The 24,403-nt window shown below is 37.8% G+C and carries 22 protein-coding genes and 1 other annotated feature; of the genes, 15 read left to right on the top strand and 7 right to left on the bottom strand.

The features are described 5' to 3' along the window. Positions 1-77 precede the first annotated feature (77 nt). Positions 78-297 (top strand) — a binding site (T-box leader). An 82-nt stretch (positions 298-379) separates the two neighbouring features. After that, complete coding sequence (gene leuS, locus KS419_RS18695) at positions 380-2,797, top strand: leucine--tRNA ligase (RefSeq protein ID WP_217067909.1); 2,418 nt, start codon at positions 380-382, stop codon at positions 2,795-2,797. A 203-nt stretch (positions 2,798-3,000) separates the two neighbouring features. Here the strand turns inward: leuS and KS419_RS18690 are convergent, their stop codons facing one another. Then, complete coding sequence (locus KS419_RS18690; protein WP_217067908.1) at positions 3,001-4,275, bottom strand: BaiN/RdsA family NAD(P)/FAD-dependent oxidoreductase; 1,275 nt, start codon at positions 4,273-4,275, stop codon at positions 3,001-3,003. Positions 4,276-4,512: 237 nt separating this feature from the next. Between KS419_RS18690 and KS419_RS18685 the strand changes: the two genes are divergently transcribed. Then, positions 4,513-5,346 carry an alpha/beta fold hydrolase gene (locus KS419_RS18685; protein ID WP_217067907.1) on the top strand — a complete coding sequence of 278 codons (834 nt, stop codon included), beginning with the start codon at positions 4,513-4,515 and terminating at the stop codon, positions 5,344-5,346. On the opposite strand, the gene KS419_RS18680 is transcribed toward KS419_RS18685, so the two are convergent. Then, positions 5,343-5,879: a phosphatase PAP2 family protein gene (locus KS419_RS18680; protein WP_217067906.1), complete on the bottom strand. Its 537-nt coding sequence runs from the start codon at positions 5,877-5,879 to the stop codon at positions 5,343-5,345. The two genes, KS419_RS18685 and KS419_RS18680, sit on opposite strands and share 4 nt — an antisense overlap. Before the next feature lie 337 nt (positions 5,880-6,216). On the opposite strand from KS419_RS18680, the gene KS419_RS18675 reads away from it, so the two are divergent. The 6 genes from KS419_RS18675 (at position 6,217) to KS419_RS18650 (ending at position 11,828) form a co-directional block, all read left to right on the top strand. Beyond that, positions 6,217-7,359 (top strand): glycosyltransferase family 4 protein, encoded by a 1,143-nt coding sequence (locus KS419_RS18675; protein ID WP_217067905.1) that lies wholly within the window; start codon positions 6,217-6,219, stop codon positions 7,357-7,359. Between the two features lie 23 nt (positions 7,360-7,382). Beyond that, a complete protein-coding gene (locus KS419_RS18670; protein WP_217067904.1) occupies positions 7,383-8,522 on the top strand; it encodes an MGDG synthase family glycosyltransferase in 1,140 nt (379 codons plus the stop codon). Between the two features lie 14 nt (positions 8,523-8,536). Beyond that, positions 8,537-9,490 (top strand): metal-dependent hydrolase, encoded by a 954-nt coding sequence (locus tag KS419_RS18665; protein ID WP_217067903.1) that lies wholly within the window; start codon positions 8,537-8,539, stop codon positions 9,488-9,490. Between the two features lie 196 nt (positions 9,491-9,686). Further along, entirely contained in the window at positions 9,687-10,376 is a 690-nt protein-coding gene (locus tag KS419_RS18660; RefSeq protein WP_217067902.1) for a hypothetical protein, read from the top strand. Between the two features lie 210 nt (positions 10,377-10,586). Continuing rightward, complete coding sequence (gene proC / locus KS419_RS18655) at positions 10,587-11,399, top strand: pyrroline-5-carboxylate reductase (RefSeq protein WP_246594270.1); 813 nt, start codon at positions 10,587-10,589, stop codon at positions 11,397-11,399. Between the two features lie 21 nt (positions 11,400-11,420). Further along, on the top strand, positions 11,421-11,828 hold the full coding sequence (locus KS419_RS18650; protein ID WP_217067901.1) for a secondary thiamine-phosphate synthase enzyme YjbQ: 408 nt from the start codon (positions 11,421-11,423) through the stop codon (positions 11,826-11,828). A 47-nt stretch (positions 11,829-11,875) separates the two neighbouring features. Here KS419_RS18650 and KS419_RS18645 read toward each other — a convergent pair whose 3' ends face one another. After that, positions 11,876-12,814, bottom strand: a complete 939-nt coding sequence (locus tag KS419_RS18645; protein ID WP_217067900.1) for a DUF4349 domain-containing protein — start codon at positions 12,812-12,814, stop codon at positions 11,876-11,878. Positions 12,815-13,199: 385 nt separating this feature from the next. Between KS419_RS18645 and KS419_RS18640 the strand changes: the two genes are divergently transcribed. Beyond that, a complete protein-coding gene (locus KS419_RS18640) occupies positions 13,200-14,849 on the top strand; it encodes a putative polysaccharide biosynthesis protein (RefSeq protein WP_217067899.1) in 1,650 nt (549 codons plus the stop codon). Between the two features lie 242 nt (positions 14,850-15,091). Here the strand turns inward: KS419_RS18640 and KS419_RS18635 are convergent, their stop codons facing one another. Beyond that, positions 15,092-15,403, bottom strand: a complete 312-nt coding sequence (locus KS419_RS18635; protein ID WP_217067898.1) for a winged helix-turn-helix transcriptional regulator — start codon at positions 15,401-15,403, stop codon at positions 15,092-15,094. A gap of 121 nt (positions 15,404-15,524) precedes the next feature. Beyond that, the gene (locus tag KS419_RS18630) at positions 15,525-16,610 is read right to left on the bottom strand and encodes an ATP-binding protein (RefSeq protein ID WP_217067897.1); all 1,086 of its coding nucleotides are present in this window, start codon (positions 16,608-16,610) and stop codon (positions 15,525-15,527) included. A 278-nt stretch (positions 16,611-16,888) separates the two neighbouring features. Here KS419_RS18630 and ftsW point away from each other — a divergent pair, with 278 nt between their 5' ends. The 4 genes from ftsW to KS419_RS18610 all read left to right on the top strand — a co-directional run bounded on the left by ftsW (position 16,889) and on the right by KS419_RS18610 (position 20,797). Further along, the gene (gene ftsW / locus KS419_RS18625; RefSeq protein ID WP_343215090.1) at positions 16,889-18,100 is read left to right on the top strand and encodes a putative lipid II flippase FtsW; all 1,212 of its coding nucleotides are present in this window, start codon (positions 16,889-16,891) and stop codon (positions 18,098-18,100) included. 24 nt (positions 18,101-18,124) lie between these two features. Then, positions 18,125-19,312: an FtsW/RodA/SpoVE family cell cycle protein gene (locus KS419_RS18620; protein WP_217067896.1), complete on the top strand. Its 1,188-nt coding sequence runs from the start codon at positions 18,125-18,127 to the stop codon at positions 19,310-19,312. A gap of 98 nt (positions 19,313-19,410) precedes the next feature. Beyond that, positions 19,411-20,097, top strand: a complete 687-nt coding sequence (locus KS419_RS18615; RefSeq protein WP_217067895.1) for a hypothetical protein — start codon at positions 19,411-19,413, stop codon at positions 20,095-20,097. After that, the gene (locus KS419_RS18610; protein WP_217067894.1) at positions 20,084-20,797 is read left to right on the top strand and encodes a pseudouridine synthase; all 714 of its coding nucleotides are present in this window, start codon (positions 20,084-20,086) and stop codon (positions 20,795-20,797) included. Before KS419_RS18615 ends, KS419_RS18610 begins: the two co-directional genes overlap by 14 nt. 47 nt (positions 20,798-20,844) lie before the next feature. Here the strand turns inward: KS419_RS18610 and KS419_RS18605 are convergent, their stop codons facing one another. Then, positions 20,845-21,063, bottom strand: coding sequence for a DeoR family transcriptional regulator (locus KS419_RS18605; RefSeq protein ID WP_217067893.1), 219 nt, complete (start codon positions 21,061-21,063; stop codon positions 20,845-20,847). A gap of 275 nt (positions 21,064-21,338) precedes the next feature. On the opposite strand from KS419_RS18605, the gene pepV reads away from it, so the two are divergent. After that, positions 21,339-22,730 (top strand): dipeptidase PepV, encoded by a 1,392-nt coding sequence (pepV, locus tag KS419_RS18600; protein WP_217067892.1) that lies wholly within the window; start codon positions 21,339-21,341, stop codon positions 22,728-22,730. Positions 22,731-22,774: 44 nt separating this feature from the next. On the opposite strand, the gene cysK is transcribed toward pepV, so the two are convergent. After that, positions 22,775-23,716, bottom strand: coding sequence for a cysteine synthase A (gene cysK, locus KS419_RS18595; RefSeq protein WP_217067891.1), 942 nt, complete (start codon positions 23,714-23,716; stop codon positions 22,775-22,777). Between the two features lie 127 nt (positions 23,717-23,843). Here cysK and thpR point away from each other — a divergent pair, with 127 nt between their 5' ends. Beyond that, positions 23,844-24,392, top strand: coding sequence for an RNA 2',3'-cyclic phosphodiesterase (thpR, locus tag KS419_RS18590; protein ID WP_217067890.1), 549 nt, complete (start codon positions 23,844-23,846; stop codon positions 24,390-24,392). Positions 24,393-24,403 lie beyond the last annotated feature (11 nt).

The raw sequence follows: 24,403 nt of genomic DNA, 5'->3' as shown, positions 1-24,403 counted from the left end.
GTCAAATATAATACTAAAACATTACTTGACAGTTTTGAAAACGATGCATACAATAGCAAGTAATCAGATAGTATTGTCGAAAGATGATGACGGGGAATAGTAATGAATACGTTGTGCCTCAGAGAGTTAGCGGTTGGTGTAAGTTAACCACAACGGTTTATGAACTCGCCTCCGAATTGCTGAGGGGAAGATAGTACCCTTAGACGTTTACCCACGTTACGGGCATCAAGTGAGCGTAAGTATTTATGCTAATGTGGGTGGTACCGCGGGATGTTTTTTCAACCTCTCGTCCCTAGTCGAAACTAGGGGCGGGAGGTTTTTTATATGATACATAGATTCTCTTGTCTCTGATGTACATAACTTAAAGGAGGTTGTCAACATGGCATTCGACCATCAGAAGGTTGAACAGAAATGGCAAAGGTATTGGGAAGAAAATAAAACATTTAAGACAGAGGAGGAAGATGGGAAAGAAAAGTTCTATGCTCTAGATATGTTTCCGTATCCATCTGGAGCAGGGTTACATGTTGGTCATCCAGAGGGTTATACCGCAACAGATATTTTATCGAGGATGAAAAGAATGCAAGGTTATAATGTCCTTCATCCGATGGGATGGGATGCTTTTGGTCTCCCGGCAGAACAATATGCCCTTGATACAGGACGTCATCCACGGGAATTTACGCTAAAAAATATTGATAACTTCCGTCGTCAAATTAAATCTCTAGGATTTTCCTATGACTGGGACAGGGAAGTTAATACAACTGATGAAAACTATGTGAAATGGACCCAGTGGATCTTTCTGAAATTGTATGAAAAAGGTCTAGCATATATTGATGAAGTTCCAGTAAACTGGTGTCCTGCTCTAGGTACGGTGCTTGCTAATGAAGAAGTCATTGATGGGAAAAGTGAACGGGGCGGTCACCCTGTGGAACGTTGTCCAATGAAACAATGGATGTTAAAAATCACTGCCTACGCCGATCGTCTCCTTGAGGATCTGGAGGAACTGGATTGGCCGGAAAGCATTAAAGATATGCAACGGAACTGGATTGGACGCTCAGAAGGTGCGGATGTCCGTTTTGATATCGCGGAAACTGAGCAGTCAGTCACCGTATTCACCACTCGTCCAGACACCCTTTTTGGTGCAACCTACCTCGTCCTTGCACCTGAGCATAAATTAGTAAGTGACATTGTCAGTGATGAGCAGAAAGAAGCAGTGGAAACTTATCAGAAAAAGGTGGCAACAAAAAGTGATTTAGAACGAACCGAGCTTTCTAAAGAAAAAACTGGGGTATTTACTGGGGGATATGCCAACCATCCGGTCACAGGAGAAAAGCTCCCAATCTGGATTGCAGACTATGTTCTAGTAAGCTATGGAACTGGTGCGATCATGGCGGTACCTGGACATGACGAACGGGATTATGAATTTGCAAAGATGTTCCACATCCCAATCGTGGAAGTTGTTTCAGGGGGAGATATTTCCGAGGAAGCCTTCACAGGTGATGGCCCGCACATCAATTCTGATTTCTTAAATGGTCTCAATAACAGGGAGGCCATTTCAAAAATGATCGATTGGCTGGTGAAGAACGGGAAAGGTGCTAAAAAAGTAACGTACCGATTAAGGGATTGGCTGTTCAGTCGTCAGCGATATTGGGGAGAACCGATTCCAATTATTCATTTGGAAGATGGTACCATGAAAGCAGTGCCTGAATCGGATCTTCCACTGACACTTCCAGAATTAGAGGAGTTTAAACCATCTGGTACAGGGGAATCACCACTTGCGAATGCGGAAGAGTGGCTTCACGTTATTGACCCAGAAACTGGAAAAAAAGGACGCAGGGAAACGAATACGATGCCGCAATGGGCAGGAAGTTGTTGGTATTACCTCCGTTATATTGATCCACATAATGAGGAAGCATTAGCAGATGAAGAAAGGCTTCGTAAATGGTTGCCGGTAGACATTTATATTGGTGGTGCCGAGCATGCCGTATTACATCTCCTTTACGCAAGATTTTGGCATAAATTCCTTTACGATATCGGTGTAGTTCACACGAAAGAACCATTCCAAAAGCTTTATAACCAAGGTATGATTCTTGGGGAAAATAACGAGAAGATGAGTAAATCTAAAGGGAATGTTGTGAATCCTGATGATATTGTGGAAAGTCATGGGGCAGACACATTAAGACTTTATGAAATGTTCATGGGACCTCTCGATGCATCTATTGCCTGGAGTAACAATGGGTTGGATGGAGCCAGACGATTCCTCGACCGTATATGGCGGTTGTTTATTACGGATAATGGGGATTTGAACCCGGCAATTAAGGATATTGAAGGTACAAATGAAATGACTAGGACCTATCATCAAACGGTTAAAAAAGTGACAGAAGACTTCGAACACCTTCGATTTAACACTGGTATATCACATATGATGGTCTTTATCAATGAAGCCTATAAGCAGGAAGAACTGTCGCTTGCACATATTAAGGGATTTGTAAAAATGCTGTCGCCGATCGCGCCTCATATTAGTGAAGAACTATGGAACCGTCTAGGTCATGATGAAACAGTTTCGTATGAACCATGGCCAGTCCATGATGAAAGCTGGCTTGTGGAAAACGAAGTGGAGATTGTGGTCCAAGTAAATGGAAAACTCCGTTCGAAACTTGTCATCTCAAAAGATGCTAGCCGTGAAGAGATGGAAGAAAAGGCAAAGGCAATAGACAAGGTGAGAGAAGAGATCGAAGGGAAAACAATTCGAAAAGTTATTGCTGTTCCTGGAAAACTTGTGAATATCGTTGCAAATTAAAAAGGTATATGATGTATAAAAAAATGTTGGACCCCTACTTTGAAGATAGAGGTCCAACGTTTTTTTAGTAAGGAGAAAGAAAATAGCAAACTCCCATCAGAAGAACCCTGCTAACATAGATAGAACTCACCACTGGTGAACCTCCCCACCTAAATCGAAGATTCTAGATGGACTTTGCGCCCCTTTGATCAAGATAATCCCTTCTAATCCTCCCACAAATTCATGGCTGCAGATTGTCCGGCAGTGTAACCGGTAGAGAAGGCAACTGTAATATTATAACCTCCTGTATACCCATGGATATCCAACACTTCTCCACAAAAAAATAAACCTTTCATCAGTTTAGATTCCATTCGTTTCGGGTAAATTTCTTTTACTGAAACACCACCACCAGTAACAAATGCTTTTTCAATTGATAATGTTCCAGTGGCATGAATGGGGAAACTCTTTACTAAATGAGCTAATGATCTCAATTTTTCATTGGAAAGTTCTGCTTTTACCATGGATGGGTTCACTTCTGCAAGGTTGAGAACCACTGGTACGAGACGTTCTGGAATCCAGCCAGTGATTACATTTTTTATCGCTTTTTTTTTCTGTTTATCTAATAGATCCACTAAAGAGGAAAGTATAGAATCCTCCGTTTTCTCAGGGAATAGATCTAACTCCAGTTTTACCCGTTCCACACGATGCTTTTTTTTGGCCTTCACCACATACTGACTGCATCTGAGGACAATAGGTCCTGAAATTCCAAAATGGGTAAAGATCATATCCCCTTCGTGGGCTTTTATTAATTTTCCGGAGCCAGGTTCCAGTACAGAGAGACGAACATCCCGTAGAGAAAGTCCTTGCAGTAGTTTTTTACGAATATATAAGTCGTCAGCAGTAATCGGAACTTCGGTTGGATAAAGTTCAGTTACTGTATGACCGGCTTTTTTCGCCCATGGATAACCGTCCCCTGTACTGCCTGTATGGGGAACCGATTTCCCGCCGACAGCAATGATTACATTTGGAGCATCGACTTTTTCACCAGATTCAAGTTTAATACCTTGAACTCGTTTTTGCTCCAAATCATATCTTACATCAGCAACTTTCAGATTGGTCCGGATGTCCACTTTTAAGGACCTTACCCGGTCCACGAGCGTTTTAACAACAGTAATTGCCTTATCATTAACAGGAAACATCCGACCACGGTCTTCTTCTTTTAATGGAATACCTAAGGTTTCAAAGAAGCCTATGATATCTTCATTATTAAATACAGAAAAGGGACTATACATAAACTTCCCGTTTCCTGGAATGTGTGCAATGATGTTTTCCACATCTGCCCGATTTGTTACGTTACAACGTCCACCACCGGAGATAGCTAGTTTTCTTCCTAATTTACCACCCTTGTCTATGAGAAGAACTTTTGCACCGTATTCCGCTGCTGCTACAGAAGCCATTAAGCCTGAAGGACCGCCGCCGATCACAATGACATCATACATACCTACACCTACCATATCTAACGTAATGTAATTATTTTATCATAATGAATGAACTTGTTAAATTAACGTTCAGTCACCATCTTATATAACTGGTTACGGATTATTACAACTTGCACTCTACATTATACACGCCTGATGCATATACTAATTTATTCCCAAAACACATCCAAAGGACACATGCTAATGCATTTAATAGCAAATAATAGATGTTATGACAAAGAACGAGGGGGAAGTCAAATGAAATCGACTAAACTTTATAAAGAGATGATTACATTGTCAGATGTAAGCATTTATTGTGAGTATTTATTTAATGGTAAACCACCAATTCTCTTAATCCATGGATTTGTATCTTCCACCTATACATTTAATAGGCTCGTTCCACTCTTGGAAAAGCATTTTTCTATTATTGCAATCGATTTACCGGGTTTTGGAAGGAGTGAGAAATCGACATCTTTTGTTTACTCCTTCGAAAATTACGCCAAGGTCGTGGCAGAGTGTATCGACTATTTTGGATTAACAGATGTGTATGTTGTGGGGCATTCTATGGGAGGACAAATTGCCTTATACACAGCAAAATATATACCAGATAAAATTAGTAAGTTAGTGTTATTGTGTAGTTCAGGATATTTAAAAAAAGCGAAAAAACTTCTTGTTTACAGCACGTATCTTCCTTTTTTTCATCTGTTTGTACAACAATATATTCAAAGAAAAGATGTGGAAGAGTATTTGAAAAACGTTTTTTATAATCCCTCTTATATTACAGAAGATCATAAGAAACATTTTGGTAAGCCATTATTAGAGAAGAATTTTTACAAGTCCCTTGGCAGATTATTGAGATACAGGGAAGGGGATCTGTCGTCAGATGAGTTAAAGCGGATTGAAACACCAACATTACTGTTATGGGGGAAAGAGGACAGGGTTGTTCCCATGGATGTTGGAGAAAAGTTAGTGAAAGATTTGCCAAACGCAAAACTAAAGAGTTTTGACTATGCGGGGCACTTAGTGACAGAAGAAAGACCCCTCGATGTGTATAAAGAAATCATTTCATACACTTCCACATCTCCAGTTTAGAAAAAAACAGAACTGCTATAGACAACTAAAACCGAACTCAAGGTCCCGATTAATGCACCGATGATACAGTCGGTTGGGAAATGTAATCCAAGGTACATTCTGGAAAATCCTATTAAGACTGCCAATGGTAATAACAGAATCGCAAGGGCGAGAGAGTACATGGAAAAAACGATAACAATGGAGAAAGCTGCTGTGGTATGGCCGGATGGAAATGAGTAATCTTTTAACGGGCTGGAACTTAAGTTTACATTCTCCAGTTTCCGATAAGGCCTTTCACGGCAGTATGCTTTTTTAATGAAATGAACAATAATATGACTTACTGTTAAGGAAATAAGAGCTTGAATGGCCCAAGACCTTACAATCTCGCCTGATAATAGCATTATAAGGAGTAAAGATGAGATCGTGGAAGTAGCCCCTCCTAGATGTGTGAGCTTTGGAAGAATATAATCAAAGGCTCTGCACCTCATTTGCTGATTTACATAGTGAAAAACATGAGTATCACTTGTTACTAGCCAGCCTACTAAACGATTCATTTAAAATCCTCCCCGTCATTAAATGTAGAAACTTCCTCTCCTAATATAAATGATAAATCGGAATTGTTAAGCTATCGTTAGGGGAATATGTATTTTCTTTTAAGAAAATTTTAATTTTTCAAAACTTCTTAAAACGACTTAGCTCCTATATGTAAAAGGTTTTCTTTTGTGCCATCCCCACAAATCATAGATTTATTAATAAACTGACATAAATTCTCCCCATTCTCCAGAAATTTCTTAATAATTCTTTACATACACTCCATATCGTTTTCACAAAACTCTGTTAAATTTAAGTTGACAATACAGTGGTAAATAATTTGTATAGGAGTGTGTGAACATGCGTATTGCCATCTTTTCTGATACTTACGCACCGGAGATTAATGGAGTTGCACGTACATTAAAGAGATACACCGATTTTCTGGAAAAAAGGGGGATTGAATATAAACTATTTGTTCCAGAGAGCAGTACCCCATTTCCTGCCGTTCCACAAGTGCAGCGGTTTACAAGTATCCCTTTTGTCCTTTATCCTGAATGCCGAATAGCCCTTCCTAATCCAATTCACATCAGACAGACACTTGATGAATTTCAGCCAACTCTCATCCACATCACAACTCCATTTAATTTAGGACTTTTCGGGCACCATTATGGCAGGAAACATCAAATTCCAATGGTAGCTTCCTATCACACCAACTTCGATGAATATTTAGACTATTACCATTTGACATTTATGGAAAAATGGATTTGGAAATATATGAATTGGTTTCACCGTCCTTTTGAGAAGGTTTTTGTCCCTTCTAAACACACGAAAGATAAGCTACTCAAGAAAGAACTTCATTCAAACATCGATATTTGGGGGAGGGGAGTTGACCATACCTTTTTTTCACCTACAAAACGCAGTAATAAAATAAGGGAAAAACATAATATTAAAGAAAAAAATATTCTCCTATTTGTAGGGAGAATTGCTCCAGAAAAGGATATTCATATTGTTTTAGAAACATTTCATGCTTTACCGGAGAATGTTAAGAAGGAAACCCATTTATTGGTAGTTGGTGATGGCCCTCAATTAAAACCTCTATCAGAAGCCAATCACAAACAGATCACATTTACCGGATTTATGGAGGGGGAAGAATTGGCAGAAGTGTATGCGTCATGTGATGCGTTTATTTTCCCTTCGCCGACAGAAACTTTCGGAAATGTTGTATTAGAGGCACAAGCATCCTCCATACCGGTTATTGGTGCGAAAGCAGGAGGTGTCCAAAATTTAATTGAAGACGGAATAAATGGCTATTTATGTTCAGAAAAAAATGTAGAAGAATTTGTTCGCAGTACCACGATTTTATTGGAAGATAAAGTGTTACGAAAATCAATGGGTGAGCGGGCCAGGGAATTTGCTAATTGTCAATCCTGGGACAATATTTTTAATCAATTACTTCATAGTTGTTTATCCGTGCAGGAAAGGATTAAAAGGCATACTGCTTAGAAAAAAATGAGGAGGAATATGTCATGAAATCACCCAAAGTATTGATATTAACTTCAAATTATGGGAATGGGCATCATCAAGTGGCAAAAGCCCTACAGGATGAGTTTATTTATCAAGGAGTATTCAATGTATTGGTTCGTGATTTATATTACGAAACAAGTCCCCGTTTAAATGAATGGACGAGGAAAATGTATTTAAAGAGTTACACTCTCGGTGGAAGACAAATTTACCGGTTATTTTATTACAGCAGCAAAGAACTTTCCAAAAGAAAAAATTTAAAATTATTGTCTTATGGATACTCTAGATTGAAAAAGATAATCGAGGAAGAAGAACCAGACGTTATTATCAATACTTTCCCATCTTTTGCAGTACCATCTTATCGTTCTAAAACAAATACGTGGATTCCAAACTATAACGTTATCACAGATTACTGCCTTCATCATTCCTGGGTTCACCCAGGGATTGATAAATACTATGTGGCCACATCCGAATTGGCTAATGAACTGGTGAAGTCAGGAGTTAGGACAGAAAATATCCTTGTATCCGGAATTCCAATTAAACGGGAGTTTTACGCTCCGTATAACAAAAATCAGCTGGTTGAAAAGTATCACTTATCCAGTACTAAGCCTACGGTATTAATAATTGCCGGGGCATTTGGGGTATCTAAAGGGATGAAAGAAGTTAGCGAGTTATTAAAAGACGATACGGAGCTTCAACTCCTGATTGTCTGTGGAAAAAATGAAGAGCTTTTCAACCAATTACAGCTAAGGTATCAAATGTATAAGAATATTCATGTTTACGGTTTTGTAACAGAGATGGAAGAATTACTGAAAATTGCCGATTGTGTCATCACGAAACCTGGGGGAGTCATTCTATCAGAGGCATTGGCAACGAATACCCCCGTTTTACTTCCAAAAGCAACTCCTGGACAGGAAAGGGAAAACGCCGCTTATTTCCATAAAAGGGGAGGTGCCATTTGGAATGAAAAAGCGGATCAACTAGTGGATCAGACAAAAAAAATAATGAGGGATTCGGAGAAGCTAGATAATATGAAACAATCCCTTTCGTCAATTTGGATTCCACAATCAGCTTCCAGGATAACAAACGATATTTTACAAGACTATAGTAAACGAGTTTCCCCAAAAACTATTTTAAAAGCGTAATGGAGGAAATCCATATGGATACAACTACACACATCGTGACTGGGATTGGAATTGCAGGTTTGTCGTTTCTTGATCCCGTGGTACAGAGTCACCCTGAAATAGTACCTGCTATGTTGGCTTGTACAATCATAGGGTCCAATGCTCCAGATTTTGATTTTATATTTAAATATAAGGGGAATGAAGCCTATGTAAAATGGCATAGGGGAGTAAGTCATTCCATTCCAGCAGTTTTGCTAAGTTCTTTATTCATTGCACTAATCGCTTCATTCCTAAATGGTGGAGTGTTTTTCCTTACCTTTTTCTTATGGACTCTCGTTTCTGTAGTTGTTCATGTTCTTTTTGATTTGTTCAATATTTATGGTACGATGGCCCTTCATCCATTTGTGAAAAGAAAAATTGCCTTTTATTTACTACCAATTTTAGATCCGATTATTCTATTCCTCCATGTAATTGGTTTTTTTATCTGGTGGAGAGGATATCAACCGGGAATCACTTTTCTATTTATTTATTTTGCAATTATTCTATATATAGGGGTCAGATATATTATCCGGCAAAAAGTGATCCGTCTTCTTAATGATCAAAGTGATGGAGAGGTTATCTACACATTAATCCCTTCTACCCGGTTAAACACTTGGAGTATCATTGCCAATCGTGAAGGTCATTATACACTGGGGAAGTATGATAAAGGTGTTGTTAAGTGGTCAAAACAATTGGAGAAGAACAAAGATAATAAAATAATTGATGCTTCAAAAAAAAGTAAGTTTGTAGATTATATCATGCAGCATTCCCATTATCTGCATGCGAAAATCGTAAAAAAATTAGATGGATATGAAGTACATTGGTTTGATTTGCGATATCAATCTCGAATAGATGAACCATTTTTAGCCATTATTCAATTAGATACCAAGTTAAATCTTGTACGGACGAATGTGAAACACGGGCTGATTGCTGCTCCGGAAAAGGCATAGTTGAAATGAATTCAAATAAAATATCACCAAATACGACCATTTATCACTAAATATCAATAAATTCATTCAATATATAGAGAAAAAGGGAAAAATAATATAAAATTTTTCCTTTTTCTCTATTTTATTTCTCTTTTTAATGTGATACACTTCAGTTGGAAAAAAATTTACCATGACTTTTTGAAAGGAGGAGAGGCACATGTTTCAAACATTAATAAGGAAGTTTGAAGCAAAGCAGGCTGTGTGGGCGAAGGAAACACAGCAAAGAATTATGGAATATGCAGAACAGGAACGGATGAGAGCTCTGGAGGAAATGGAACAGGAACAACAACGTCAGCACTTTTTAAACGTAGAGGTTGATAAATATTTGAGGACAGTTCATCCTACATTTCTATTAAAACCAGAAGCATATAAGGCTCTGATGAACATGTTGCTGGCTCGCTCCGAAGGTTTGGTGAGCCTTTCGGTAACAATGACAAAGGAAATGCGTAAAGTATATTCCTTTTACCATAATGAGTTAGTTATTTTCCTTCGATTACTGGAAAAGAAAGGATATCAGTTAGCTGGAAAAGAAGAAGAGTTTTTAACAACCTTCTTAACCAAACTCCGTGAAAACAATTATAAACAATGTTTAGAGCAATACGGTGACTTTGTTCCAGAAAATGCAACAATACTGGAAGCATTTGAATTATATTTTGATGTAGTGGAAGATTTTAAATATGACAGTGGTAATGTGGATTTCTTTGCTACCTATTTAAACACAAAGGGAATTGCAGATTTTACTTGGACGAAAGCCAGGTTAAAGCGAAAGCTAAAACAATATGAAAATGCTAACAAAGATCAATTTAAATTGAAGCAGTTAGAAAAAAGGCTGGAAAATATTAGTTAAGTAAATAATTTCTACTATCTTTATAAAAGACAGGATGTCCAGATTTCGGGCATCCTGTTTTTCTTTCCTTTCATGGTTAATCATTACATGTTATTTTAGTTAAAGGATAATGTTGAATAATTAATTCACTGTTGATTGAAGCGAGGGACTTGAATCGAAAATCAATAACAGAATAAAACAGAGCCTAGTTTAATGAAAAGGAGTGTTATTATGACAAAACTATTAATAATTGGTGCAGGGAGAATGGCAGAAGCTGTCATATCCGGACTTGTAAACAAAAAGAATTCTACCATTCAATGTGATGACATTATGGTTGGGAATAAATCGGATAAAGAAAGACTTCATTATTTAAAAAATACATACTCTGTCAAAATTACAACTGACTGGGAAACGGAAATAGTTCATTCTGATGTTCTCCTAATAGCCTCTCCCCCGGAGACACATGAAACAATGGCATCCATAATAAAGGATAAAATCAGCGGGCAATTAGTGATTACGGTTGCTGCTGGCATAGATCCATCATATCTTGAGAAAAGGCTTGTACCAGGAACACCTGTCTGTTGGATCATGCCAAACACCGCTGCACAATTGGGACAATCCATGTCAATTTATACATGTGGTCAAAATGTATCCTCGGAACATCGAACTATCATTGATATGATCTTATCTTCCATTGGTGAGGCAGAGGAGTTATCAGAACAACAAGTACATGATCTAACTGCTATAACAGGAAGTGCTCCAGCATTTTTTTATACTTTTGTCCAGGCGTTGGAAACAGCTGCTCAAGACTATGGTATTTCAAAGGGACAGGCGAGAAACTTAGTAATAAAAATGGTTCGGGGTTCAGTTACGATGCTTGAAAATGGTGGAGAGCCGGAAGAGTTAATAGCACAAGTGGCATCACCAGGAGGATCTACAGCAAAAGGTCTAGAAGTTCTAGAGGAATCACACTTTAAACGTATTTTGCTTGAATCTGTTAAAGCTACGAATAAACATGCCAGGAGTCAAGGAGATAAAGTATGATATTTCAGGGAGGGATTGTAAATGGCACATCTAAAAAAAGTTACGATAAAGACCAAGAGACGGGACGAGATGATAGATGTAACAAACACGGTGCAGCAGTTTATCCAAGAAGAGGGAATTAACAGTGGTGTCGTTTATGTTTACTGTCCACATACGACAGCAGGAATTACTATAAATGAAAATGCTGATCCTGATGTTAAACATGATATGTTAATGCGGTTAGATGAAGTTTATCCATGGACACATAAAAAATACCTTCATTCTGAAGGGAATTCTGCGTCACATTTGAAAGGGAGTACCGTCGGGACATCTCAGATTGTTATTGTGTCAAATGGGGATTTATTACTTGGGACATGGCAAGGTATTTATTTTTGTGAATTTGACGGACCACGAACCCGTACGATGTTCTTAAAAGTGATAGAAGGTTAATTAAATAGGTGGAACTGGAATAAGCTCCAGTCCCACCTCTATTTAATTTACAGATCTGAATCTGAATTTGATTTCGATCTTTTTCTTCGTTTAACGGTTAGAATAATACCCACTGCTAGCAGTAATGGAATAATGATGGGACTAAGCCCAACTATCATCACAATAATAGTTGAAAAAATGGAGATGATGAAATTCACTGTGTCCATGAATAAACTTTGTGCTTTTTTCCAAGTATTTAATGTATCTGTCTCCTGAAGAGGAGGTACTTTAATGTTTCGTTCCTGTAGATAAATTGTGACTGTGGAATAGGCGACGTGATTTTCTAAATAATTCATTCGACCTTTAATGGTTTCAATTTCCTCTTGGATGTTTCCTAAGTCTTTCGAGATCTTCAATAAATCCTCGGTATTTGATGCTTCTTCCATAAATGCCAGTAAACGTTCCTCTACGGATTCCTTCGACCTTAAACGTGATTCTAAATCTACATATTCCTCTGTAACATCGTTCCCGTATATGGAGCGTTCATGAACCTTTGTACTGGCAGATTCCAGGTCATTTAGAAACGCATCGAAGTTTTTCTGTGGAACTCTCACAGTTAAACTCCCTGACATCTGTGTATCTCCTGAACTATGGAGACTGGATTCAATAATAAAGCCCCCAAATTCTCGGACGAAATTTTGAATTTCTTGATTTGCTTTTTGATAATCAGTAACTTCTAAATTCATGGAAGCATTGTATATTACCATTCTGTTTGCCGCATCAAGATCTATTTCTTCTTGTTCAGATGGATTTGATGTTCCTGTCCTAGTTGAACCATCTGAGCTCTCAGTAACTTCCACGAATCCAGCGCTATCGTCAGCACTGTACATGTCATATTCTGATGCAAGCTCATCAGATGAGTCAAAATCAGAGCTGCATCCAAAAGATAATGTGATAAACAGAAAGACTGTGAGCATAAGAATAATTGATTTTAAAGATAATTTCATTTTAGACACCCCATTTTCTTTTCTTTTAGCCATTAGACGGAATGGATCTTTGAAAAGTTACAGATTCTCAGATTGAGAAATTCTAAGCTTTAGTGTATTTTGGTAAGTAAATTAACTTCAATCAAGGGTGAAGAATAAAAAAAATTAAGTTGGAATATGATGAGGCAATACATGAATTCGTTGCAGGTGGATGGAATGTAAAACCTAATAACACGAATTCCAAGTCTGATTCAGTAAAATTTACTGAGAGAAATGCTCTTTTAATTGAAGTGTGATAAAATGCTAGAAGCGAGCTACACTAGAAGCGGTTACCTATTTGGTGAAGTATCGACTTATACGTAAAACGAAGCACTGTGCTTTGTTTTTAAGGCGGGGTAAGAAAAACATGTCTGATAAACAATTGATTCGTGGGACGATGATTTTAACTGCAAGCATATTCATATCAAAAATGCTTGGTCTTATATACATATTTCCATTTAAAGCGATTGTGGGATTAGATGGTTTAGCCTTATACCAATATGGTTATACCCCCTATACTGTCCTTTTAAGTCTTTCCACGTTAGGTATTCCGTTAGCCGTTTCGAAATTTGTTTCAAAATATAATGCTCTAGGTGATTATCATACTGGGCAGCGATTATTTCGTTCAGGGCTTGTTGTTATGTCAATTACAGGCTTTATAGCATTTATATCATTATTCTTTCTTGCGGATCCGATTGCACGGCAGGTGCTTGATACAAGTTCTTTAGAAGGGAATACAATTGAAGATGCCGTATTTACGATACGTATGGTAAGTGTTGCCCTGTTAATTGTTCCTATCATGTCCTTAATTCGAGGGTATTTTCAAGGGTTTCAATCCATGGGGCCGACAGCAGTTTCGCAAGTAATTGAGCAAATCATTCGAATCATTTTTATATTAGTATTAACATTTCTAATTATTGAAGTTTGGCAAGGAGAATTAGGAACAGCAGTTGGTTTTGCAACGTTTGGGGCGTTTGTCGGTGCCCTTGGGGGAATGGGAGTACTATTGTATTACTGGGTAAAGAGAAAGGGACATATAGCACAACAAGTGGAGGCAAGCACAGTTGATCACCAAATTCCACTGTCCAAGATGTATAAAGAGCTAATCACTTATGCATTGCCAATTTCCCTTGTTGGATTGTCAATTCCCCTTTATCAGACGGTTGATTTATTTAGTTTTAATAATGCTATGAGAAGTATCGGATACGATCAAGATATTATTGATATGTTTTTTGGTGCATTTCAGCAGGCTGCTCATAAGGTAATATTAATTCCTGTTTCTGTTGCAACTGCGATGTCATTAACTATATTACCAACAATAACGAATGCGTTTATTAATAGAGATGAAGAACGTCTGCAAAGACAAATAACGCAAACGTACCAAATTATCCTATTTTTATGTGTCCCAGCATCGCTTGGTTTAGTTTTGTTATCTGATTCTACCTATGCCACGCTGTTCGGTCTAAGTGATATGGATATAGGTGCTCCTATGCTTAAGTATTATGCACCAGTTGCTATCCTTTTTTCTATCTTTGCAGTAACTGCCTCCCTACTCCAAGGGATAAACAGGCAAAAATTTGCTGTTATTGCTTTAGTAGCAGGTATAACATTTAAGGTGATTTTTAACTACCCGTTTATTGTTTGGTTTGATGCATGGGGTGCTGTATTGGCCACGGGAATCGGCTACTCTATCGCTGTTTGTGTAAATATATGGGCTATTGGAAAATATGCAGACTTTAATTACACATTCTTGTTAAAGCGACTACTTCTCATTTGTATTTATGCTATTTTCATGGCAATTGTTGTTGTCCTTGTGAGAACTGGTGTAGGAAGTATCCTGCCGTTAGAAAACAGATTGAATGCCACGATTATTTTGTTTAGTTCTGTCATGTCAGGTCTAGGAATATATATGTATTTGAGTGTTCGATCAGGATTAGCAGGGAAGATTTTAGGACACCGGTTCTCGTTTTTATCTAAAAGGGGCAAAGGGGTTAGGGAAAAGGAACAAGGTAAATAGATAATTTTTGTTGAGGAATGGAAGTATTCTACTTGTATATGCTAAGAAAAGACGGAATGGTTCTTATTTCAAAACTGCAAATGCATTCAAAGTTGTGGGGAGGTTTGTTGCGATAGTTGACACTCTTATTGCAACTATTTATAAGCAAAAATAAAATGGCTCGTTCCAAAATGAACTGAGCCATTTTTAAGTTTTTCACATTTGCTTGGACTAACTCGTCAGCCAAGACCTTCTGCTTTAATTCAATCTATCCACTTTTCAGCCCAAGCTTGAACTTCGTCCATCACTGATTCTAATTCAATTCCTTTTTTTGATAACTGGTATTCAATTCGAACCGGTGTTTCTGGATAGACATTTCGTTCCACCAGTTCAGCTTCTTCTAACTCTTTTAAACGATCCACCAGCATTTTATCACTCATAGTTGGTATGACGGCTGATATATCTTTAAAGCGTTGAGGGCCTTGTAATAATACACGTATGATAAGCCCATTCCACCGTTTTCCTAATAATTGAAATGCTGATTCAAATTTTGGACATATATTCATTTGAACCATTGGCATCATCTCCTTAGAAGTAGTATAGCACATCCTACTTGATTTTTGTAAGTGCCAATAGGTCAGCAGAAATAAAAGAGTATTTTATAAAAGCCTCTGTCATCCAGAAGGTACTGTTCTTTTAAGCCACCACTTGCGCATCTACACTGATGAGTTTCTTTGAAACACTCTTCCAAACCTCTTCTACATGCTCGCTTACAAACGATTTGCCACGGGTAACTTCATATACCATATATCCTAAAAAATCTTCCATTGATATGTCTAACGTCTCAATCATATAAGCTACAGATCCTTTACTGGATAGGGATGGTGTCCCATTCACATCAATGACAAAGAGGTTTCCAAACTGATCCATTTTTAAATCTAAGCGAATCATATCTTTACCTTGTATACCTTGATATACTTTTAATGCAATTTCCGCAATCTCTGATCCTTTTCCCTCATGTGGTGAGAGAAGGCGAAATGAATCCCGCTTTTCGTACTCACCTGCTTTAACTGCATGGCTTCTTACTTGAACATCATTCGGAAATTCAATAATTGGTAATACTGTAGGGGAAGCATTTCCAACCACTGCAACAGTGAATTCACTTCCTGATATATATGATTCCATTAAGATTGGTTGTTCTCCGAATAACTCCTGAAGTTGACCAATCTTTTTTACTAAATCGTTCCGGTTTTCACAGATGGATAATTCATCAATTCCTAAACTGTTTCCACCACCAGCAGGTTTAATAAACATGGGGTAGCCAACAGAGATTTCCGCTTCAATCATTTCTTTTTCAGTCAAATGTGGACTAGAGAATGAGATAAATTTCGGAATCAGTATTTCAGTTTCCCCTAAAATTTTATACGTTAAGTCTTTATTTCGGCAAAACTCCATTGTTTTTGGTGTGGAATGGGTATAGGGGATAGAATAGCTTTCAAGGATTTGTCTAATGGATAGAGCTCCGCTACCATCATATAAGGAACTTGGTTCTGATAAAAACCCTTCCGCAATTACAAATGCACAAGTAATGGGACTATGATATTCGATCGTTTCCCTCAATTGTTGTTCATTCATTAGATTAATACTGATGACATCATATGAAAGTAATGACAATGCATTTTTGATAGTTGATACTGTAATATCAGACGCACATTCTTTAAGTTCCTCTGTCATATTTTGTCGTGAGACGTGATTATAGATAAATAACATCTTGTTGCTCAAAATAACTCCCCATTCCTTACGTATTCTATATAACAAGATGATTATATAGTTCACTTTCCCCCTTTGCAATCTTTTTTTTTTCTATATCAAAGATATTTTTATTTTGTACATTCAGGCAGATTATTCTACATCATTTGAACACGTAAAGATGAGGTTGGAAATATATAAAAATAGCTTAAAAATAGGAAGTGAAGTATCTTTTAGAGTAGGTTTCCATCTGATATAATGTAATAATTGATAGAAGGGAACATCTGTAAAAGATTGGTGGGTGAAGTTCCTTGGAACTGGAGACAGATACAAGCAGGAAGTTGTATATAGATTGGCTCTTAATCACGACAATTACATTATTTGGATTATTTGGACTTATTATGATATACAGCGCAAGTTTCATACAAGGATATGAAACTTTTGGAAATATCTCTTACTTTTTTGAACGGCAGTTAATGTGGTTAATTGTATCCGCTGTATTATTTACTTTTTTTATGTTTTTCCCATATCGACACTATCGGAAATTATCCTTTTGGATTGTCTTGTTTTCTGTCATTTTACTAGTTTTAGTTAAGGTTCCGGGAATAGGACATAGTGTGAATGGAGCAAACCGCTGGATAGTAATTATGGGCTTTCAACTGCAGCCTTCGGAGTTTGTAAAACTGGGATCTATTATTTATTTGGCGTATGTGTACTCCAGAAAGCAGGCTTTTATCAACAAATTCTTCTCTGGAGTATTACCGCCATTACTCGTCGTTGTTGGTTTCTTTTTGCTGATTATGTGGCAACCGGATCTTGGAACTGCAACTTCGATTGTATTAGTTGCAGGTTTAATTGCATTTTGTTCTGGCGCTAGGATGATTCACCTCATCTCATTGGGAAGTTTAGCTGGATGGGCAATTTATCATTACGCCCACTCTGAGACATATCGTTTAAACCGGTTAATTGGTCACAGAAATCCCTTTGAACTGGAAGCATCAGAAGGATTACAGCTTGTACAGTCCTATATAGCCATTGCTCATGGTGGTTTAACAGGTGCCGGCCTCGGGCAGAGTGTTCAAAAATTATTTTATTTGCCTGAAGCTCACACAGATTTTATTTTAGCCATTGTCAGTGAAGAGTTGGGGGTTTTTGGAATTGCTTTTGTGTTCACTTGTATGTTAATTATTATAATCAGGGGTATTGTAATTGGTGCCCGCTGCAATGATACGTTTGGAAGTTTACTTGCTTTTGGAATCGTCTTTCAATTATGTATTCAAATGGTCTTTAATGCTGGGGCTGTAAGTGGGTTGTTACCGATTACTGGTATTCCATTCCCATTTATCAGCTATGGGGGATCTTCGTTGATGGTGACGTTCATTTCAATGGGAATCTTAGCAAATATATCAAGGAAAACAGAGCGAGATCGGCAAGAGAAATATGAAGAGGAAGAAAGTTTTGAGGAAGAAACGGCCGTCACAAATGAGATTGGCGGGAGAACTAGTCTCCGCAGAGTAAGATAATCGGAATATAGTAGGTGAATATAGATGCAGGAACGTAAAACCTCATTTCAACAGTTGGATTTTACATTGTTATTTCTTTTGTTTGTGCTCATGTGTATCAGTTTATTAGCAGTCTATAGCGGGAGTGCTCCATTGACAGCCAGATGGGGGTGGGACCCATTTCATTTTGTTCAGCGTCAAATACTTTGGTTTGGTGTAGGAACTATTTTAATGATAGCGGCAATGAGCATTGACTATGAATTATTTAAGAATTTCTCGATTCCTTTATATGCCCTTGGGATGATTTTACTCTTACTTGTTGAGTTTACACCGCTTGGGATTGAGGTAAACGGTGCGAAAAGGTGGCTAGGGATTGAAGGGGTATTTCGGTTTCAGCCATCCGAGTTTGTTAAGATATTTGTTCTTATTACGTTAGCGCATGTCTTGTATAATATTACAAAGAACCCCATGGTAAAGTCGTTTCGTTCTGACGTGATTGTAGTTGGAAAAATACTTGGGGTTGGATTACCTCCATTTGCTTTGATTCTAATTCAGCCGGATTTAGGAACGGCTCTTGTAATAGGGGCTGTCATGTTTAGTATGATCGTTATGTCTGGTGTGACGTATCGGATGATTGCTCTATTAACGACACTTGCTTTATCGGGTATTGGCTTGTTGGTTTGGCTTCATAATAATTATTTTGAGTTGTTTTCACTTATTATTAAATCCCATCAATTAGATCGAATCTATGCATGGTTAGACCCTCAGGCAGACATTGCGGGGCAAGGGTTTCAATTGTACCAGGCGATTCAGGGAATTGGGGCAGGAAAACTGTACGGCAGTGGTTTAGCTTCGGGAGTTAAGTCTCAGAGTGGAACGATTCCGGAACTTCATACTGATTTTATCTTTACAGTAATTGGCGAAGAGTTTGGTTTTGTGGGGGCAACTGTTTTAATTGTAGTGTACTTCCTGCTACTATACCGCATGGTGATAATAGCCTTTAGTTGTAACAATACATTTGGGACGTATTTAGTTGCTGGTTCTGTGGGGTTATTTGTGTTCCAGATTTTCCAAAATGTCGGTATGACAATTGGTTTAATGCCAATTACAGGGTTAGCCTTACCTTTTATCAGCTATGGTGGAAGTGCGTTAATGACAAGTATGCTTGCAATAGGTATTGTTCTAAATGTCAATATTCGAACAAAACATTATATGTTTGGGGAAGAAGACTAGGGGGAGATTTTATTCAACTCCCTTTTTTTTCTGTATTCTATAAATTTTCAAGTGTTCCGCATCTATCTAGCTATAAATGATTATAAAGGGGGTATGATATGATGATGATTGTGGGATTTGGAAGATTTGCAAAAGCAATCCTTGAACTACTTCCTGAGGAGAAAAGTATAGGTGTATTTTCTCGGTCAAAGGAAAAGGTATTGAAAAATATAAAGGGGAATTTGAGGATCAGTTGGATAAGCCCGGAGTTCTTTTATAAAGAAAAAGAAGTGTGGCTCCTTTTGCCAGCCGAAAGTATTGAACCCTTTTTACAAAATTATGCCTCTTTTTTTTCAGAAGAGACCGTCTTTTTTCTGTGTGCAACGAAAAAAATGGCAAAGGATATTGAATATCTTCTAGAAAATAATCAAAAGGTAATCCCTGTAAAGTTTATCACTCAAGCTGATGAATTAAAAATAGAAAAACGAGGGATGGTTGCTGTACCTCCTGCTCATTTAAACTATCAATCCAAAATAAAGGATATCTTTGGAGGATCCTTAAAAATTGTAGCGGCGAAGGAAGAAGATGTCCTTCACCTCAATCTGGAAGCCACAAGAAAAGGAGTGGAACTGGTGGAGGATTTAAGAAAAGATATGGGAGAGTTGGGAATACCGAAGGAAATGGTAGATCAAGCGGCACAGCAAATTATTCCTGGTGTGATAAGGGGGTATATAAGAGGTGATTTAGGTGGATTCGCTAAACAAATTGTGGAGGATAGGAGGAAAAAGGAAGATGAGAGCGGATAAACTACTTGCAAATATGGGGTATGGTTCGAGGAAAGAAGTAAAGAAACTATTAAAAACCGGGGCTTTAATTGTTAATGGTAATACGATAAAAGATGGAAAAACACATGTGGACCCAAGCATTGATCATATAGAGGTATTTGGAGAAGCAGTGGAGTATAAAGAGTATATTTATTTAATGATGAACAAGCCAAAAGGGGTAATTTCAGCTACGGAAGACGAGACAGAAAAAACAGTATTAGACTTACTAGAACCCGAGGATGCGTTATACGAACCATTCCCCGTTGGAAGATTAGATAAGGATACGACTGGTCTGATGTTTTTGACGAATGATGGTAAATTAGCGCACCAACTAACATCCCCTAAGAAAAAAGTAGATAAAACGTACCGGGTCCACATTGATCTTCCACTATTGAAAGAAGATGAGATTGCCCTAGAAATGGGAGTTGTTTTGGATGACGGTTATAAAACGAAGCCAGCTAAACTTACTTATCCAGATCAAAATCAAGACACAGTTTTACTATTAACGATTACAGAGGGAAAGTTTCACCAAGTGAAAAGAATGTTTCAATCAAGGGGAAGGAAAGTACTTGCCTTGAAAAGGGAGAGAATTGGTCCTTTGCATTTAGACCCAGATTTACATCCAGGTACATACCGGGAATTAACGGATAAAGAAGTTGAACGTCTCCAGAATAGAGAATAAAAGAACCTCCAGGTCTCGGAGGTTCAAGTTCTTCTAACATATGTATATTATGAAACATGTGATTTACGCTTTGTAATATTCCATTTTCCACGGGCAGGACTTTCAACGAGATTATTATATTTTAAGACACTTAGATCCCTTTGAACGGTCCGTTGAGTTATTCCGAATTCTTCAACTAATTCCTTTGTGGAGACACTTCCTCTTTTTTGAATATAAAGGTAGATGGATTTTATCCTTGTCATCATTCGGTCAGTTGAAGGTTTCAAAAAATCACTCCTCATTTATTATAAGTACATACGAACACGGTATTTCACCTAAAGCTAAAATCTTCTACCCTCCCTTTCATGTAATATTCTAGATTAACATGTATTTTACTGCATTCCTGTAAAAACGTAAAGTTATACTTTTGTAAATTTTTTGAAGAGTGAGTAAAATGAATTAATAATATAATTGTTGTCTGGACTTTTCATACTATAGTACATGGTATGAAGGGAATAGGGAAATATGATACATAGGAAAAATGGAAATGGAGGAACAGGATATGAATTGGTTAGGGGAAGTTAAAAAGAGAGAAGCTGATTTAATAAAAGATACACAGTGTTTTTTACGAATAAAAAGTGTTTTGGATGAAAGTAGTGCCAGAAACGGTGCCCCCTTTGGAGAGGGGATAAGGGAAGCTTATGACTGGATTTTGAATCGGGCAAAAAAAGATGGCTTTGTTACAAAGGATGTTGATGGGTACGGAGCGCATATAGAATGGGGAGAAGGGGAGGAACTTGTAGGGATACTCTGTCACATAGATGTTGTACCAGAAGGGGATGGATGGACATCACCGCCGTATTCTGCTGAAATTCGTGATGGGAATATCTACGCCCGTGGCGCGATTGACGATAAAGGTCCAACCATGGCTGCTTACTATGCTTTGAAAATCGTGAAGGAATTAAACATATCGCCTAACAAGAGGGTTCGTTTGATCATAGGAACAGATGAGGAAAGTCAGTGGAGATGTGTTGCACATTATTTTAATAAGGAGGAAATGCCTACTATTGGTTTTGCACCTGATGCAGATTTCCCAATCATAAATGGAGAGAAGGGAATTTGTGATTTGGAGTTTTCCACATTTATTCCTGAAAAGGGAGGAAAAGTGAAATCTTTCTATGCAGGGGAACGATTAAATATGGTCCCTGCCCTTGCCACATGTAAAGTGTCGGGAGTAGAGGAAAAGGAATTGGTACATGAATTTACAGTATTTTTGAATGATAACCACGTTTCTGGTGAGTACCATGTGGAGGAAGACGGTATTGTTTTAAAAATAAGAGGAAAGTCTGCCCATGGAATGGAGCCTGAAAAGGGGGTCAACAGCGGATTAATTTTAGCTCATTTTCTGCTAGCAAAACTTCCACTTGAAGGTCATGAAAAAGATTTTTTTTCCATTCTAAGTGAACTGTTTTTTCAAGATTCACGGGGGGAACGGTTAGGAATAGCTTATTCTGACGTGAAACGTGGGGATGTCACCTTAAACGTCGGGAAATTGGAATTTGAAAAAGGGGGAGAGGGAAAAGTCGGAATTAATTTACGTTATCCTGACGGGGCAGAGTTTTCAACTTTATATGAATCAATATCATCGGCATTTTCTGATTATCATTTTATTGGGAAGATTTTGACACATGAGAAACCACATGCGGTGGATGAAGATCATCCATTAATACAAACATTATCGAAGGTGTATGAGGAACAAACAGGAGAGCCAGCAAAAATGTTATCCATTGGAGGTGGCACTTATGCAAGATCGTTATCAGCAGGGGTGGCATTTGGTCCGATGTTTCCAGGGCAGGAGGATGTTGCTCACCAGTCTGATGAATATATTTCTATAGATAATTTAACGAGGGCAACGGCTATTTATGCACAAGCGATCTATGAATTAGTTAACTAAACCCCCCTATCCATGCTCTTGCATAGGAAAGGGGGGAAATGGGATTATTCAGAAGTGTCAAATTCAAAAAGATCTGTTGATAAATAACGTTCTCCTGTATCACAAGCTATGGCAACAACGATGTCATCCGGTGATAGACGCTTTGCTACTTGAAGCGCTGCATAGCAAGCAGCCCCGGAGGAAGGACCTACTAGAATTCCTTCTTTTTTGGACAACTGTCTTGTAATGTCGTAGGCATCTTCATCAGATATACAAAAAATCTCTCCATAAACTTCCTCGTTCAAGATAGGTGGAATAAACCCTGGGCTTGTTCCCACTAGTTTATGCGGTCCTGGCTTTCCGCCAGAAAGAACAGGAGACCCTTTTGGTTCAACGACATGTGTGGTCATACTAGGGTATATTTTTTTAAGTTCCTCGGCAGTGCCAGTGATGGTACCGCCAGTACCTGATGTAGCAACAAAGGCAGAGAGAGATTTTCCTAATTGGTTCATACCATCCACAATCTCTTTCGCAGTGGTGTGACGATGTGCGTCAGGGTTAGCGGCGTTCTCAAATTGCATGGGCATGTAACTATTAGGAATTTCTTTTACAAGTTCATAAGCTTTTTCAATAGCTCCAGGCATTTTTTTATCCCCTGGACTTAAAACCACTTCTGCACCGTAAGCCTTTAACAAGTTAATTCTTTCTTGGGACATAGTATCTGGCATAACAAGAATGGAACGATATCCTCTTGCTGCTGCATTCATTGCTAAACCGATTCCTGTATTACCTGAAGTTGGTTCTATAATAACGGAATCACTGTTCAACAATCCATCCTTTTCAGCCTGAGCAATCATGTTAAAGGCAGCACGGTCTTTTACACTTCCACTGGGGTTCATAAATTCAAGCTTTAAATAAACCTCTGCTCCATTTGGATCAGCAATTCTTTGAAGTTTTACAAGTGGTGTGTCACCGATAAGTTCAGCCATATTATTAACAACACGCATTCCTTCACTTCCTTCCTGAAAATTTTTATTGTTATAATTAGTTGAAATCAGATTGATGAACTCGGAATTATTGCTTTTCTATTGTACCATACACTCTGTTACAGAAAAAAGTAAGTTGGAGGTTTCCATGAATCATTCACACTATTTTATTGGATTACCAATACCGGAACAACTTCAAGATGAATTGGAGCTCGTTCAAAGACAATTAAATACGGGAAACTATTTTAAAAAAGTAACTTATCCAAAGGATTTTCATATTACTCTTCTATTTTTGGGAGGGTGGGATCCGGAAAAAATAAGGGAACTATGGCTAAGATTAGAGAATCAGTCTTTGAATATGAGAGAAACTGAACTCAAATTAAAAAATATAAGTTTTTTTGGTAAAGAGGATACTCCAAGAGTGCTTTGGACGGGAGTAGAACAAAATCAGGAACTGTTCCAATTACATGAATTGGTAATAAAGGAAGCAGCGGGCCTAGGTTTTTCACTGGAGAAGAGGCCCTTTCGACCTCATATAACACTAGGAAAAACTTTTATTTCCCAAGAAAAATTCCCGAAAATTAATATAGATTTGCCCCCTATACGATGGAAAATGAATGAATTATCTCTATTTAAAGTAAAACCAGGTAAAAAGCCTATGTATGAGTCTGTTTCCACAATTACTTTTATAGAGTAAAATAAGATAAT

The organism is Evansella tamaricis (genome assembly GCF_019042215.1).
GTDB classification, from domain to species: domain Bacteria; phylum Bacillota; class Bacilli; order Bacillales; family Salisediminibacteriaceae; genus Evansella; species Evansella tamaricis.
Note: the sequence above shows the minus strand (reverse complement) of the source record. Positions and strands in the feature narration are given on the sequence as shown.

What these genes read in the sequence shown, in the direction of transcription:
- leuS (WP_217067909.1), top strand. Translation starts at nt 380, where the DNA reads ATGGCATTCGACCATCAGAAGGTTGAACAGAAATGGCAAAGGTATTGG.
- KS419_RS18690 (WP_217067908.1), bottom strand. Translation starts at nt 4,275, where the DNA reads ATGTATGATGTCATTGTGATCGGCGGCGGTCCTTCAGGCTTAATGGCT.
- KS419_RS18685 (WP_217067907.1), top strand. Translation starts at nt 4,513, where the DNA reads ATGAAATCGACTAAACTTTATAAAGAGATGATTACATTGTCAGATGTA.
- KS419_RS18680 (WP_217067906.1), bottom strand. Translation starts at nt 5,879, where the DNA reads ATGAATCGTTTAGTAGGCTGGCTAGTAACAAGTGATACTCATGTTTTT.
- KS419_RS18675 (WP_217067905.1), top strand. Translation starts at nt 6,217, where the DNA reads ATGCGTATTGCCATCTTTTCTGATACTTACGCACCGGAGATTAATGGA.
- KS419_RS18670 (WP_217067904.1), top strand. Translation starts at nt 7,383, where the DNA reads ATGAAATCACCCAAAGTATTGATATTAACTTCAAATTATGGGAATGGG.
- KS419_RS18665 (WP_217067903.1), top strand. Translation starts at nt 8,537, where the DNA reads ATGGATACAACTACACACATCGTGACTGGGATTGGAATTGCAGGTTTG.
- KS419_RS18660 (WP_217067902.1), top strand. Translation starts at nt 9,687, where the DNA reads ATGTTTCAAACATTAATAAGGAAGTTTGAAGCAAAGCAGGCTGTGTGG.
- proC (WP_246594270.1), top strand. Translation starts at nt 10,587, where the DNA reads ATGACAAAACTATTAATAATTGGTGCAGGGAGAATGGCAGAAGCTGTC.
- KS419_RS18650 (WP_217067901.1), top strand. Translation starts at nt 11,421, where the DNA reads ATGGCACATCTAAAAAAAGTTACGATAAAGACCAAGAGACGGGACGAG.
- KS419_RS18645 (WP_217067900.1), bottom strand. Translation starts at nt 12,814, where the DNA reads ATGAAATTATCTTTAAAATCAATTATTCTTATGCTCACAGTCTTTCTG.
- KS419_RS18640 (WP_217067899.1), top strand. Translation starts at nt 13,200, where the DNA reads ATGTCTGATAAACAATTGATTCGTGGGACGATGATTTTAACTGCAAGC.
- KS419_RS18635 (WP_217067898.1), bottom strand. Translation starts at nt 15,403, where the DNA reads ATGGTTCAAATGAATATATGTCCAAAATTTGAATCAGCATTTCAATTA.
- KS419_RS18620 (WP_217067896.1), top strand. Translation starts at nt 18,125, where the DNA reads ATGCAGGAACGTAAAACCTCATTTCAACAGTTGGATTTTACATTGTTA.
- KS419_RS18615 (WP_217067895.1), top strand. Translation starts at nt 19,411, where the DNA reads ATGATGATGATTGTGGGATTTGGAAGATTTGCAAAAGCAATCCTTGAA.
- KS419_RS18610 (WP_217067894.1), top strand. Translation starts at nt 20,084, where the DNA reads ATGAGAGCGGATAAACTACTTGCAAATATGGGGTATGGTTCGAGGAAA.
- pepV (WP_217067892.1), top strand. Translation starts at nt 21,339, where the DNA reads ATGAATTGGTTAGGGGAAGTTAAAAAGAGAGAAGCTGATTTAATAAAA.
- cysK (WP_217067891.1), bottom strand. Translation starts at nt 23,716, where the DNA reads ATGCGTGTTGTTAATAATATGGCTGAACTTATCGGTGACACACCACTT.
- thpR (WP_217067890.1), top strand. Translation starts at nt 23,844, where the DNA reads ATGAATCATTCACACTATTTTATTGGATTACCAATACCGGAACAACTT.